Source organism: Acidovorax sp. GW823-FHT05D11 (assembly GCF_058795695.1).
In genome coordinates this window covers 3,301,369-3,314,091 of sequence record NZ_CM179502.1, presented here as the reverse complement: position 1 = coordinate 3,314,091, position 12,723 = coordinate 3,301,369, and the positions used below count along the sequence as shown (strand labels likewise).

Below are 12,723 nucleotides of genomic sequence, written 5' to 3'. Positions count from 1 at the left end.
GGCCTGCGCGCCGCAGCGGCGGCGCAGCCGCTCAGGGGGCTGCCAGCAATTCCTTGGCGATGGTGTTGCGCTGGATCTCGCTCGTGCCCGTGAGCACCCGGTACATGCGCAGCATGCGGAACAGGAATTCCACGCGCCGGCCCTGCACGATGCCTTCGCCGCCGTGGATCTGCACCGCGCGGTCGGCAATGCGGAACGCCGCTTCCGAGCAGAACAGCTTGGCCATCGCTGCCTGCGCGCGCGGATCGCCGCCCGCGTCGATCTGCCGGGCGGTGGCCAGCATCAGCCCGCGCGCGGCGGCCCAGTCGGTCGCCATGTCGGCCAGCATGTGCTGAATGGCCTGGAACTGCCCGATGGCGCGGCCGAACTGCTGGCGCTGCTGCGCGTAGTCGCGCGCATCGCGCAGCGCCACCTGGGCCAGGCCCAGCATGGCGGGGCAGTGCAGCAGCCGGTTCACGGTGATGCGGCCCAGCGCCAGCGCCAGGCCCCGGCCCGGCTCGCCGATGAGGTGGGTGGCCGGCACGCGCGCGCCGTCCAGGGCGATGTTGCCCGTGCTCGTCTGGCCCGCCATGGTCTTGTAGCCCGCCTGCACGCGCACGCCGGGCGCATGCAGGTCCACGAAGAACGCGGACACCTCGCGCTGCGCCGGATCGGTGGCGGTGGAGGCCATCAGCACCGCATAGTCGGCAAAGGGCGAGCCCGAGATGAAGCGCTTCTCGCCGGTGAGCACGTAGTGGTCGCCATCCTTCACGGCGCGGGTCTGCACGTTGCCCGCATCCGAGCCCGCCTCGGCCTCGGTCAGCGCAAAGCAGATCGCCATGTCGGCCTGCGCCACGGGCAGGATGAAGTTCTGCAGCTGGAACGGCGTGGCGACGCGCGCCAGCGCGCCCACGCGCGGCGGGCCGCTCAGCTCGCCGAACACATGCGGCGCGAAGGGCGAGCCGCTGGCATAGATCGCTTCCTTCACGAGCACATGGTCCAGCACCGACAGGCCCAGGCCGCCCATCTGCGGAGGCAGCGTCATGCCGTAGAAGCCCAGCGCGTGCGAACGTTTCCACACCTGGCGCAGCAGCGCCTTGCCGGGGCTGTTCTCGTGGTCGATGCCATGCTCGCGCGCCAGCGCGGCCAGCTCGCCGTGCAGGTACTCGTTGATGCGGGTGATCAGCTCGGCCGCCTGCGGCGAGCCTTCGAACGGCACGCCCGGAAACAGTGGCGCGGGGATGGGGGAGGTGATGTCGTGGTTGTTCATGTCGAGATTCCTTGTCGGTTGTGGTGCCGACTGGATGTGGAAACTGGCGCGGCCCGGTGCCGCGGACGCGGGGCGAGGGCCGCCTCTGGCGGACGCGCCAGGGCGCGCGGCGCCTCGGGGGGATGCCGCTCTCTAGTTCACCATGCGGCCCCGGCCTTCCCAGTAGGGGGCCTGCACCGCGCGGCGCATGACCTTGCCGTTGGGGTTCTTGGGCAGCGTGGGCACGAACTCGATGCGCCGGGGCCGCTTGAAGCCGCCCAGGTGCTGGGCGCAGAAGGCGTCGATGGCGGCGCTGACCTCGTCGCCCGCCGTGCGGCCGGGCTTGAGCACCACGTGCGCGGCCACGGCCTCGCCCCACTTGTCGTCGGGCACGGCGAACACGCAGGCGTCGGCGATCGCGTCATGCTGGTACAGCACCGCTTCCACCTCCGACGGGTACACGTTGAAGCCGCCGCTGATCACCATGTCCTTCTTGCGGTCCACGATGTAGACAAAGCCTTCGTCGTCCATGCGGGCCAGGTCGCCCGTGTGGTACGCACCGTCCTTGAGCACCTCGGCCGTGAGCTCGGGCGCGCGCCAGTAGCCCGCGAAGACGTCGTCGCCGCGCACCACGATCTCGCCGATCTCGCCCGTGGCCACGGGCCGGCCGTCGTCGTCCAGGATCTGCACGTCGCATTCGAGGAACGGCCGCCCGCACGATGCCAGGCGCTCGGGCCGCGCGGCGCGGGCAAACAGATGGTCTTCCACCGACAGGCCACAGACACCCGAGGTCGTCTCGCCCGCGCCATAGCCTTGCTGCAGGATGGGGCCGAACACGTCCATGGCCTTCAGGATGCGCGCGGGCGCCATGGGGGCGGCGCCATAGCCCAGGCGCAGCAGGTCCGGCAGGGGGCGGTACTGACCCTCCAGCTCGGCCAGCAGCATGTTGATCATGGTGGGCACCATGAAGGTGTGCGTCACGCGGTCGGCGCGCATGTCGGCGATGAAGCGCGCGGGCTCGAAGCCGTTGAACAGGCGGATGGTCACGCCCTGGCACAGCGCGGGCACGATCTGCATGCCCGATGCGTGCGTGATCGGCCCCACCAGCCCCAGGATGTGCCCGGGCTGCTGTCCGTCCGAGCGCGTGAGGAACTTGCGCAGCTGCGCCAGCCGGTTGCCAAAGGTCTGCATGGCCGCCTTGAGCACGCCCGACGAGCCCGAGGTGTAGTGCAGCACCGCCACCTCGTGCTCGTGCACCTGCACGGGGCTGAAGGCATCGCTGGCCTGCGCCAGTGCGGCCTCGTAGCTTGCGGCACCTGCGCCATCGAGCAGCAGCAGGCGCGGCATGCCGCCCTGCAGTGCCTGCTCCACGTGCGGGCGGATGGCCTCGGCCCGCTCGGCCGTGGTGACGATGAGGGCGGCATCGCTGTTGGCCGCCACGGCGCCCACTTCGGCGGGCGACAGACGGGCGTTGAAGGGTGCCTTGACGAGCCCGGCCTTGTAGCAGGCGATCTCGATCTCGACGATCTCCACGCAGTTGGGCAGGTAGATGCCCACGCGGTCGCCGCGCGCCAGGCCCAGGCCGAGCAGGGCGTTGGCCAGGCGGTTGGAGCGCTGCTCCAGCTCGGCATAGGTGACGCTGCGCGCGGGGCTCTTCACGGCCACGCGCCGGGCGTGCGTCCGGGCGCTCCTGGCGACAAGCGCGCCCACGTTGGCGACCGCGCGGGGAGGGAGGGGGGAGGGGGTGGTAATGGCTGTCTCCTGAAACACCGGCCCCGTCGAGCGCGGGGCATGGGGCCACTGTTCCAGAAGACGGGGGTATCAGGGAAATACCGATTGCTGATGGGGAGGTATCAGATGGATTGATGGCCTTGCTGCCAGCCACCACCCCGGGAACACTATTTCGCCTTGGCGCGGGCGGAGGGCTTTCTGCCGGCGGGCCTGGCGGCATTGAGCTCCACCGCAGCGCGGATGAGCGCCTTGAAGGCATCGGCATCCACCTCATCGCCTTCATGGATGTCGATGGCCCGCCGCGCGTTGCCGTCCAGGCTGGCGTTGAAGAGCCGGGCCGGGTCGGGCAGCGAGGCCCCCTTGAGGAAGGTGAGCTTCACCGCCGCCTTGTAGCTCTCGCCGGTGCACAGGATGCCGCCCAGCGACCACACGGGCGTGCCCATCCACTTCCATTCCTCCACCACGCCGGGCGCGGCCTCGTGGATGAGCTGGCGCATGCGGGCCAGCGCGCGGCCGCGCCAGTCGGCGAGGTCGGCGATGCGCTGGTCGATGAGGGTGGAGGCGGGCTGGTTGTTTGTGGTGCTGGTGGATGGCATGCGTGTCTCCTGCGGCTGGTTTTTCGGGAAGGCGTGCGATCAATCTGCAGCGCAGGATGTTCCTGCGGCCTGCAGCACCGCCTTGATGAACCGCGCTTTCTCGTCGCGGTATCGGTCCATCCCATCGGATGCGAACCGCTGTTTGAGCTGGTTGTACTGGGTTACCAGCGCAGGGTCGGCGCGCAAGGCATCGCGAAAATGCAGAAAGAACTCGAACTCCGAGCCACGCGCTACCACCTGCAGTGCAACGTCCATGGTGGTGTCGGCTGACAAAAGCATGCACAGCGCGGGCGTGCGCAGCGTGCCGGCCTTGGCCACGTAGCCCGCAGCTTCCAGGGCTTCGACACTGCGTGCGTGGTCCTGCGCCGGTACCAGCAAGCAGATGTCCAGGTCGCCCTTGGAGATGGCGCCTGGGATGGACGAGGCACCGATGTGTTCGATGATGGCGTGGGGCACAAGCCTGGCGACTTCAGCGGCCACCGCCGCGAAGGTGGCTGCTGCCTGGTCCTGGTACTGCGCGGATTCGAGCAATGTCACCCTGGGCATCCTCACACCACCGCCTCCCACTTCCCCGACACCACCAGTTCCAGCACCACCGCGATCAGCGCCTCCATCACCACCTGCATCACGCCGTCCACCTCGCGGTCGGCGGTGGTGGCCAGGGTATAGCTGCGCGTCAGCTCGGGGTTGACCACGCGGGCCACCATCCAGTCGGGGCCGGCGGCAGGCGCGTCGCCCAGCGCGCAGGCGGGCGTGAAGGTGAAGCCGCCCCCGCACGCGTACAGCGACCGGATCACGCGGGCGGAGTCGTGTTCGTGGGCGATGTTCAGGGCCACGCCGCGCGCGGCGGCGGCTTCTTCCACCCGCTGGCGGATGGAGTAGCGGCGCGACTGCAGCACCAGGGGCTGCGCGGCGGCGTCGGCGAAGTCGATGGTGGGGCGCGCGGTGGCGGCCGCCGCGCCCGCAACGGTGCCGGTAGTGGCGGCGATGGCGTCGGCACCCGGTGGCTTGCGCAGCAGCGCCCGCACGGCGCCGCCGGGGTCGTGCCCGCAAAAATACATGGCCTCGCGCACCAGCGGGCGGCAGTGCAGGCCCTCCACCTGCGCCGCGTCCACCAGGATGCCGATGTCCGCGCGGCGGTCGAGCATCGCCTTTTTCACCATCAGGCTCAGGTCGTCCAGGACAAAGACGCGGATGCGCGGGTGCGACTCCTTCAGGTGCGCCAGCAGCGGGCCCATGATCAGCGACGAGAGCAGGAACGGCACCGCGATCGTCGCCGAGCCCTCGGGCCCCTGCGGCAGGCGCTGGATGCGCTCGCGCATCGCGGCGGCGTCGCTCAGCAGGCGGCGGGCGTCTTCGTACAGCTGCTGCCCGGCGGGCGTGGGCGTGACGCCGGCGTGCGAGCGCTCGAACAGCCGCGCGCCCAGCTCGCCCTCGAGCTTCTTGATCTGCGCGGTGAGCGCGGGCTGGGCGATGTACAGCGTGCCCGCCGCGCGCGAGAGGCTGCCGGCTTCCAGCACGGCGATGAAGTAGCGGAGCGCGCGCAGGTCCATGGGGCAGGGCGGAATCTGGGGGAGGAAGGAGGGTGGTCGGCGGATGAATCGCACGCAACTCTAACCTGCCCGCCACCCCGGGCCGGGGGTATGCGGAGGGCGAGTTTGCAAACGCGTTTTTCTTCGTTGGGGCGCGGGCTCCGCGCGCGGATCATGCCCTTCAACCCCATCCCCCAACCGCTTATCCCGCAGGAGCCCGCTATGCCCGTCCAGTTCATCGGCATGATCCAGCCGAACGAAGTGTCAGAAACCATTCCCCGCCGTGGCCCGGCGGTGGACCCCGCCTATGTGCGCGTGTTCGCCCAGGCGCACGAGCACGCGGGATTCGACCGCATCCTGGTGCCCGCCAGCTCATCGAGCCCCGACACGCTGCTCACCGCCACCTACGCGGCCTCCGTCACGCAGAAGATCGGCCTGCTGCTGGCCCACCGCCCCGGTTTCGTGGCGCCCACGCTGGCCGCGCGCCAGCTGGCCACGCTGGACCACTACACCGGCGGCCGCCTGGCGGTGCACTACATCAGCGGCGGCTCGGACGAAGACCAGCAGCGCGACGGCGACTTCCTCGGTCACGACGAGCGCTATGCGCGCACCGACGAATACCTCACCATCCTGCGCCGCGTGTGGGCCGAGGACAAGCCCTTCGACCACGAAGGCACCTACTACCGCGCCAAGGGTGCCGTGTCCGAGGTGAAGCCGCTGCAGGGCCAGCGCGTGCCCATCTACTTTGGCGGCGCATCGGCCCCCGCCTTGCAGGTGGCCGGCAAGCATGCCGACGTGTACGCGCTGTGGGGCGAATCGCTGGCCCAGGCCGGCGACCTGGTGCGCCGCGTGCGCGCCGAGGCCACCTTGCACGGCCGCCATGTGGATTTCAGCATCTCGTTCCGTCCCATCCTGGGCAAGACCGAGGACGAGGCCTGGGCCAAGGCCGAGCGCATCCTGGACGACACCCGCCGCCTGCGCGTGCAGCAGGGCTATGCACGCGGCGTGGGGCCGCAGCAAAGCGAAGGCGCGCAGCGCCTGCTGGCCGATGCGGCCAAGGGCGACCGCGTGGACGAACGCCTGTGGACGGCCATCGCGCGCGAGATCGGCGGGCGGTCCAACTCGACCTCCCTGGTCGGCACGCCCGAGCAGGTGGCCGACGCGCTGCTCAAGTACTACGACCTGGGCATCACCACCTTCCTCATCCGGGGCTTCGACCCGCTGGTGGATGCCATCGACTACGGCCGCGAGCTGCTGCCCCTGGTGCGCGCCAAAGTGGCTGAACGCGACGGCGAGCATGCCGCGCAAACCCTGCGCAAGGCAGCCTGATGAGCGGCCGCATCGACCACGCCGAGGGCAACCGCCCCGGCATCGGCAGCGACGACAGGGGCAGCGCCGGCCACCGCAGCCGCCCCGGCGCATCGCGCCGCCAGTGGCTGCAGCAGGCGGCGGCCCTGTCGGTGGGCGCCACCGGCATCCTGGGCCCGGGCTCCTCCGCCCACGCACAGGCGCAGGCACCTGCGGCATCGCTGGTGCTGGGCGACCAGGCCGGTGGATTGCGTGCCCTGTTCGAAGCCGCCCGCACGCTGGAGGGCGCACCGTTTGCCTGGCGCTGGGCCAACTTCCAGGGCGCGGCGCCGCTGTTTGAAGCGCACCGCAGCGGCGCGGTGGACACCGCCATGGCCGGCGACCTGCCCGTGCTGGCGGCCGCGGTGGGCAAGACGCCGCTCAAGATCGTGGCCACCCGCGTCGGCCAGCCCGACTCGCTGGGCATCGTGGTGCAGGGCGACTCGCCGCTGGGCAAGGTGGCCGACCTGCGGGGCAAAACCGTCATCGTCTCGTCCGCGCGCGGCAGCATCTCGCAATACCAGCTGTACGGCGCGCTGGAAGAGGCGGGCGTCAAGCGCGAGGAGGTCACGGTCAAGTTCGTGCTGCCCACCGACGCAGCCGCCGCCTTCGCCTCCCGGCAGATCGACGCCTGGGCGATCTTCGACCCCTACTACACCATCGCCCTGCAGCAGGGCGGCCGCATCCTGCGCGACGGGCGCGGCATCAACACCGCCCTGGGCTTCATCACCGCCACCGAGGCCGCCCTGGCCGACCCGGCCAAGCGCGCCGCCATCGTGCAGTACCTGGACCGCCTGGCCCGCGCCGGCGACTGGGCCCTGGCCCACCGCGAGGCGTATGCGCAGGTCTACACCCAGCTCACGCGCCTGCCCATCGACGCCTCGCGCATCATCACCGGGCGCGCGGCCATCGCGGCCCGGCCCGTGACGCAGGCGGATGTCACGGCGCTGCAGACGGTGGCGGACCGTTCCGCGCGCGATGGGATCCTGCCGGTGCGGGTGGATGTGGCGGCGATCACGGATATGCAGGTTTGGCGAGGGGCCGTGTGAGCAGTGGATTCTCTGTTTTGAATGAAAAATGGCCCTGGCGCTTTCTGGTCAAGCGCTGGGTGCTATTGAAACGAGAGCGGACGATGTGCCGCTCTTTTTCTTTCGGCCGTGAGGAGATCCGGGCCGAACTAGCGCACGAGGCCTGACAATTCATTCCAGCCAACGCCGCTTCGTGGCGCGGCTTCACGGCCAGCCGCCAGCCGGCAGTCGGCACGGGGGGCGCCTCGCGAAGGGGCTCGTGCACGGGAGCCAGGCGGCGAGCGGCTCGTTGCGTATCTCGCACGGAGGACACCATGGGACTCTTGACCTTCAGCATCAACGTCACCCTGGACGGCTGCGTCGACCACCAGGAAGGAATCGCCGACGAGGAGACACACGCCTTCTTCACCCGCCTCATGGACGAGAACGGGGCGATGCTGTGGGGCCGCGTGACCTACGAGATGATGGAGAGCTACTGGCCAGCGGTGGCGCGTGGCGACGCGGAGGCGCCGGCGGCGGTGCGCGAGTGGGCGGTCAAGCTGGAGGCCAAGCCGAAGTACGTGGTGTCCTCGACGCGAAAGGACTTCCCGTGGACCCGCAGCCGCCACATCGCCGGCGACCTGCGCACGGGCGTGCAGCAGCTCAAGGACGCGACCCCAGACGGCGTACTTCTCGGTAGCGGCAAGCTCGCGACCGAGCTGGACCGGCTGGATCTGATCGACGAGTACCAATTGCTCGTCCATCCCAGGATCTCCGGCCACGGCCCAACCCTGTACGAGAGCGGGCTGCCCGGTACGCGGCGGCTCGCGTTGATCTCGGCGAGGCCGCTGCGCTGCGGCGCGGTCGCCATGCACTACCGGCGCGCGCGCTGAGGCCGGGAGGGGCCCTGCCGCCTCACGGCGTGCAGCCCTTGGACGGGTCCGCGCTGCGCGGCCCGCCGGTGAGGCGGGCGTTGCGGCGGCGCCGCCAAAAAAAGCCACCGGCAGCCCCTGGCCGGGACGCGTCTTGCATCTGGCGCTCAGCCCGCCACCGCCCGCATTCCCACCAGCCCGGGCATCGCGCCCCGCATCGCCTCCAGGAACAACCGCAACCGCGCCGGATAGAACCGCGCGTAGGGGTACACCAGGTACACCGGCAGCGGCGCGGCGTGCCATGTGGGCACCAGGTGCAGCAAATGCCCCTGCCGCACATCGTTGTCCACGATCCACGCCGATGAAATGCATGCCCCCAGTCCGGCCAGCGCGGCGCTGCGCAGGGCATACAGGCTGTCGGTGGCCAGGCGCGGTGTGATGCCGAAGGTGTGGGCCTCCCCGCTGGGCTCGTGCACCAACGTCACGTCGCGCCGGTAGAAGGTGCTGAGCGCCAGCCAGGGCAGCCGCTGCAGGTCCTGCGCATGCTCGGGCGTGGGGCGCCCGGCCATGAGGGCCGGGGAGGCGAGCACGATGCGGGGCACTTCGGCCAGGCGCACGGCGACCACGCTGGGGTCGTCCACCGCGCCGACCTGGATGGCGCAGTCGATGCCTTCGGCGATGAAGTTGGGGCGCCGGTCGTGCAGCATCCATTCCACGTCCACCTCGGGGTAGCGGCGCAGGTAGGCCATCAGCGGGGCGATGAACTGGTCTTGCCCGAAGGCGTGCGGCGCCAGCACGCGCAGGGTGCCGCGCGGGGTGTCGGCCGTGCCGCGCAGGTCGTCTTCCATGGCGCGCCAGTCTTCCAGCAGGGCCTTGGCGTGGGCAAAGCAGCGTTCGCCGTCTTCCGTCAGCTTCATCACATGCGTGGAGCGCTGCAGCAGCTTGATGCCCAGGCTGCGCTCCAGCGCCTGCAGGCGGCGGCTCACGGTGGGCTGGCTGGTGCCCAGCTGCTGGGCGGCGGCAGACAGGCTGCCGGTCTCCACGATGCGGATGAAGGTCTGCATCAGCTCGATGCGGTCGGCGCCGGGCGGCAGGGTGATGGTCATGCGTCAAGCGTATAACAAATCTGCAGCTTGGCCCACTACCCAAGGGGAGGATGCGCTAGAACAATCGCACCATTCCTTTTGTTGAGCGGGTTTGAGATGTCTTCCATTCAAAATTTGCATGCAACAAGCCCTGCCGCCGGCACGGCCCCGGCGCGGCCGCCTGCCGAGGGCGCGGTGAGCGCGCCGCTCTTGCTGCTGCTGGCCACCACGGCGGGGCTGAGCGTGGCGTCGCTGTACTACAGCCAGCCCATGCTGGGCGTGCTGGGGCCCGACATGCAGGCCGACAGCCGCGTGGTGGGCCTGGTGCCCACGCTCACCCAGCTGGGGTATGCGCTGGGCATTCTGCTGCTGGCCCCGCTGGGCGACCGGTATGACCGGCGCCGCATCATCGTCATCAAGTCCATCGCGCTGATGCTGGCCCTGCTGCTGAGCGGCCTGGCGCCCGGCATGGGCGCGCTGCTGGCGGCCAGCCTGGCCGTGGGCCTGGCAGCCACGGTGGCGCAGGACGTGGTGCCCGCCGCCGCCACGCTGGCCCCGGCCGCGCAGCGCGGGCGCATGGTGGGCATCGTGATGACCGGGCTGCTGCTGGGCATCTTGCTGTCGCGCGTGGTCAGCGGCTTCGTGGCGCAGCAGTGGGGCTGGCGCACGGTGTATGTGGCGGCGGCGGTGGCCATTGCGCTGCTGACGGTGGCCGTGTGGCGCGGGCTGCCGCGTTTCGCGCCCACCACGCAGCTGGGCTATGGGGCGTTGATCGGCTCGATGGTGGCACTGTGGCGTCAGCACGCGGCGCTGCGCCGCGCGGCCTGGGCGCAGGGCCTGCTGGCCGTGGGCTTCAGCGCCTTCTGGTCCACGCTGGCGGTGATGCTGCACAGCCAGTTCCACCTGGGCACGGCGGCGGCGGGTGCGTTTGGCCTGGCCGGGGCGGCGGGCGCATTGGCCGCGCCCCTGGCGGGGCGCCTGGCCGACAAGCGCGGGCCCGAGGTCGTGACCCGCTATGGCGCCGGGCTGGCGGCCGCATCGTTTGCCGTGATGGCGCTGGCGCCGCTGCTACCGGCACAGGCGCAGCTCGCGTTGATCGTGGCCAGTGCCATCGGTTTTGACTTTGGCGTGCAGGCCACGCTGGTGGCGCACCAGACCATCGTGTACGGCATCGACCCCGCCGCGCGCAGCCGGCTCAATGCGCTGCTGTTCACGGGCATGTTCATCGGCATGTCGGCCGGCGCGGCGCTGGGCAGCCTGGTGCTGGCGCAGTGGGGCTGGCTGGGGGTGGTGGCGCTGGCCACCGCGGGGTCGCTGGCGGCCCTGGGGGCTCGGATGGTGGGGAGGGCACCCTGATTGGAGTGAAAATGGCCCCTTGCGCTTGTTGGACAAGCGCTGGCAGCTATGAAAAAAAGAGCGGCCATCGGGCTGCTCTTTTTCTTTTTCTTGGGGCTGCGTCAGCCTGGCAGGCTGACTCAGGCCTTTTTCACCTCGATGTGGTAGAGCCCCCAGGGGCACAAGCCAAAGCGCTCTTTCACCGGCTTGTCCTTGAACGCGGCCAGCACATCGGCGTCGTACACGGCCCACTGGGGGCCCAGGCCGCCCAGGGCCATGGGCCGGCCGTCGATGTGGGTGGCGACGATCATGCGGTAGGCCTGCGCGTCGGCCATGCTGATGGTGACGTTGTAGCCGTCCACCGCGCGCAGCACCATCTGCACCGGGCTGCCCGCCGCCACGCCCGCTGCCGCGAGCACGGTGGTGAGCAGGGGGCCTTTGAGCGTGTGGGGCTTGGCGTCGTACTCCAGCGTGGGTTTGATGGTGACGGCCGCCATGCGCTGCAGGGCGGCGGCGTCGAACGCGTGCGCCTGGGTGAACTGGATGCCATGCTTGCCCATCATCTGGTCGATGGTGGGGTCCAGCGCGCCACGGTTGGGCTTGGTGATGGCGCCGCTGATGGTCAGCAGCGCGGGGTTGCCGGAGGCGGCGGGCGGGGCCGCGTGGCTGCTGCCGGTGGTGGTCCACAGCCCTGCCAGGCCCATGCTGGCCGCGACGAAATGGCGCTTTTGCTTGTTCATCATGCTCCTCGTTGTGGTTGAGGGGCGCATGGTAAGCGCAAGGCGGGCTGGTGCCACGCAAAAAATGGCCGGCCGGCTGGATGCCGGCCGGTGCATTGCCTCAGCCCGCCGTGGCCAACCCGGGCGGCTGCAGCACGCTCTTGAAGCTGCGGTCCCACAGCGGCGCGACCTGCGCGGGGCCGTCCAGCACGCCCAGCTGCAGGAAGGCATCGGCCACGGCCTGGTGGCCCTTGACCACGCCGTCGTCCACGGGGCGCAGGTCGTAGTCGGTGCTGCGGTTGTTCCACAGCTCGATCAGGTCGCCCACGGGCACGCGGGTTTCGGCGGACTGGGCCCGGGCGTACTCAAGGTAGTTGCCATTGGCCCACAGGTAGGCGCGGCGCAGGCGCTGCAGGTAGTCGCTGATGGCGGCGTGCCGGGCCGGGTCTTCCACCGCGCGCGGGTTGGCGTAGATGGGGAAGTTGCCAGACAGGTAGCCCTGGCCGGTCTTGAGCACGCGCGCGCCGTAGCGCAGCCGCGCCAGCTGGCCGTTGTAGCCATAGATGGCCCAGGCATCCAGGTCGCCCCGGTCAAAGGCCGAGAGCCCATCGGCCGGCGTGAGGTTGATGGCGCTGATGTCGGCGAACGACAGGCCCGCCTCGGCGAGCTGCCGGCTCAGGTAGTAGTGCGAGGTGGTGGCGCGCACGTAACCCACGCGCTTGCCCTTGAGGTCGGCGATGCGCTGGATGGGCGCGTCCTTGCGGGCCAGCGTGACCTGGTTGTGGAGGTCTTCGCGCACCACCGCGATGAAGCGCACCTGTGCCTTCTGGCGCGCGGCGAACAGGGCCGGGATCTCGCTGCCCGAGCCCAGGTCCAGCGCGTCGCCGTTCAGGGCCTCGATGTGCAGCACGCCGTTGTTCAGCTCGCGCCATTCGATGCGGTAGGGCGTGCGGCCCTGGCCGGACGCGGCGATGAGGGCGCGCCACAGGCCCTTATAGGTGCCGATGCGCAGCGTCACCTTGGAGAGGTCAGGTGCGGGTGGCGTGGGTGGCGCGGCCAGCGCGGGCACGCCCGCCGTGGCGGCCCAGGCGGCGGCGCCCAGGCCGGCCTGGATGAGTTGGCGGCGGTTCAGGGGTTGGGGTGTGTGGGGCATGGCGGGCAGGTTCGTGGAGCAATGGGACAGGCCGCGAGGTTCCGACAAGCGCTACGGCTGCGCAAAGACCATTGCGTAGCATCGATATGCGCTAAATGCGGCACCCGCAAGGGTCCCC

General features: G+C 70.4%; 12 protein-coding genes. 4 read left to right on the top strand and 8 right to left on the bottom strand.

Going from position 1 to position 12,723, the window contains the following annotated elements; all coding sequences use genetic code 11:
- Positions 1 to 31: 31 nt before the first annotated feature.
- The 5 genes from AC3RCE_RS15400 to AC3RCE_RS15380 form a co-directional block, all read right to left on the bottom strand.
- Positions 32 to 1,249: an acyl-CoA dehydrogenase family protein gene (locus AC3RCE_RS15400; RefSeq protein ID WP_218294647.1), complete on the bottom strand. Its 1,218-nt coding sequence runs from the start codon at positions 1,247 to 1,249 to the stop codon at positions 32 to 34.
- A 132-nt stretch (positions 1,250 to 1,381) separates the two neighbouring features.
- The gene (locus tag AC3RCE_RS15395; RefSeq protein WP_492253399.1) at positions 1,382 to 2,998 is read right to left on the bottom strand and encodes an AMP-binding protein; all 1,617 of its coding nucleotides are present in this window, start codon (positions 2,996 to 2,998) and stop codon (positions 1,382 to 1,384) included.
- Between the two features lie 128 nt (positions 2,999 to 3,126).
- Complete coding sequence (locus AC3RCE_RS15390; protein WP_492244889.1) at positions 3,127 to 3,555, bottom strand: DUF1801 domain-containing protein; 429 nt, start codon at positions 3,553 to 3,555, stop codon at positions 3,127 to 3,129.
- A 39-nt stretch (positions 3,556 to 3,594) separates the two neighbouring features.
- Entirely contained in the window at positions 3,595 to 4,092 is a 498-nt protein-coding gene (locus tag AC3RCE_RS15385; protein ID WP_218294649.1) for a GrpB family protein, read from the bottom strand.
- A gap of 11 nt (positions 4,093 to 4,103) precedes the next feature.
- The gene (locus tag AC3RCE_RS15380; protein WP_218294650.1) at positions 4,104 to 5,108 is read right to left on the bottom strand and encodes a LysR family transcriptional regulator; all 1,005 of its coding nucleotides are present in this window, start codon (positions 5,106 to 5,108) and stop codon (positions 4,104 to 4,106) included.
- A gap of 201 nt (positions 5,109 to 5,309) precedes the next feature.
- Between AC3RCE_RS15380 and AC3RCE_RS15375 the strand changes: the two genes are divergently transcribed.
- From AC3RCE_RS15375 to AC3RCE_RS15365, 3 genes are all read left to right on the top strand, one after another.
- On the top strand, positions 5,310 to 6,416 hold the full coding sequence (locus AC3RCE_RS15375; RefSeq protein ID WP_492253398.1) for an LLM class flavin-dependent oxidoreductase: 1,107 nt from the start codon (positions 5,310 to 5,312) through the stop codon (positions 6,414 to 6,416).
- A complete protein-coding gene (locus tag AC3RCE_RS15370) occupies positions 6,416 to 7,483 on the top strand; it encodes an ABC transporter substrate-binding protein (RefSeq protein WP_492253397.1) in 1,068 nt (355 codons plus the stop codon). The genes AC3RCE_RS15375 and AC3RCE_RS15370 overlap by 1 nt, the downstream gene beginning before the upstream one ends.
- A gap of 293 nt (positions 7,484 to 7,776) precedes the next feature.
- Complete coding sequence (locus AC3RCE_RS15365) at positions 7,777 to 8,334, top strand: dihydrofolate reductase family protein (protein ID WP_492253396.1); 558 nt, start codon at positions 7,777 to 7,779, stop codon at positions 8,332 to 8,334.
- Between the two features lie 146 nt (positions 8,335 to 8,480).
- On the opposite strand, the gene AC3RCE_RS15360 is transcribed toward AC3RCE_RS15365, so the two are convergent.
- Positions 8,481 to 9,419 carry a LysR family transcriptional regulator gene (locus AC3RCE_RS15360; protein ID WP_492253395.1) on the bottom strand — a complete coding sequence of 313 codons (939 nt, stop codon included), beginning with the start codon at positions 9,417 to 9,419 and terminating at the stop codon, positions 8,481 to 8,483.
- Between the two features lie 96 nt (positions 9,420 to 9,515).
- Here AC3RCE_RS15360 and AC3RCE_RS15355 point away from each other — a divergent pair, with 96 nt between their 5' ends.
- Positions 9,516 to 10,754 (top strand): MFS transporter, encoded by a 1,239-nt coding sequence (locus AC3RCE_RS15355; RefSeq protein WP_492253394.1) that lies wholly within the window; start codon positions 9,516 to 9,518, stop codon positions 10,752 to 10,754.
- A 119-nt stretch (positions 10,755 to 10,873) separates the two neighbouring features.
- Here the strand turns inward: AC3RCE_RS15355 and AC3RCE_RS15350 are convergent, their stop codons facing one another.
- Positions 10,874 to 11,473 (bottom strand): putative pterin-binding protein, encoded by a 600-nt coding sequence (locus AC3RCE_RS15350; protein WP_492253393.1) that lies wholly within the window; start codon positions 11,471 to 11,473, stop codon positions 10,874 to 10,876.
- 100 nt (positions 11,474 to 11,573) lie between these two features.
- On the bottom strand, positions 11,574 to 12,605 hold the full coding sequence (locus AC3RCE_RS15345; RefSeq protein ID WP_492253392.1) for an ABC transporter substrate-binding protein: 1,032 nt from the start codon (positions 12,603 to 12,605) through the stop codon (positions 11,574 to 11,576).
- Positions 12,606 to 12,723: the final 118 nt, after the last annotated feature.

Coding starts and splice junctions, on each gene's coding strand:
- AC3RCE_RS15375 (WP_492253398.1), top strand. CDS start 5,310: ATGCCCGTCCAGTTCATCGGCATGATCCAGCCGAACGAAGTGTCAGAA.
- AC3RCE_RS15355 (WP_492253394.1), top strand. CDS start 9,516: ATGTCTTCCATTCAAAATTTGCATGCAACAAGCCCTGCCGCCGGCACG.
- AC3RCE_RS15345 (WP_492253392.1), bottom strand. CDS start 12,605: ATGCCCCACACACCCCAACCCCTGAACCGCCGCCAACTCATCCAGGCC.
- AC3RCE_RS15365 (WP_492253396.1), top strand. CDS start 7,777: ATGGGACTCTTGACCTTCAGCATCAACGTCACCCTGGACGGCTGCGTC.
- AC3RCE_RS15380 (WP_218294650.1), bottom strand. CDS start 5,108: ATGGACCTGCGCGCGCTCCGCTACTTCATCGCCGTGCTGGAAGCCGGC.
- AC3RCE_RS15350 (WP_492253393.1), bottom strand. CDS start 11,473: ATGAACAAGCAAAAGCGCCATTTCGTCGCGGCCAGCATGGGCCTGGCA.
- AC3RCE_RS15400 (WP_218294647.1), bottom strand. CDS start 1,249: ATGAACAACCACGACATCACCTCCCCCATCCCCGCGCCACTGTTTCCG.
- AC3RCE_RS15370 (WP_492253397.1), top strand. CDS start 6,416: ATGAGCGGCCGCATCGACCACGCCGAGGGCAACCGCCCCGGCATCGGC.
- AC3RCE_RS15360 (WP_492253395.1), bottom strand. CDS start 9,419: ATGACCATCACCCTGCCGCCCGGCGCCGACCGCATCGAGCTGATGCAG.
- AC3RCE_RS15390 (WP_492244889.1), bottom strand. CDS start 3,555: ATGCCATCCACCAGCACCACAAACAACCAGCCCGCCTCCACCCTCATC.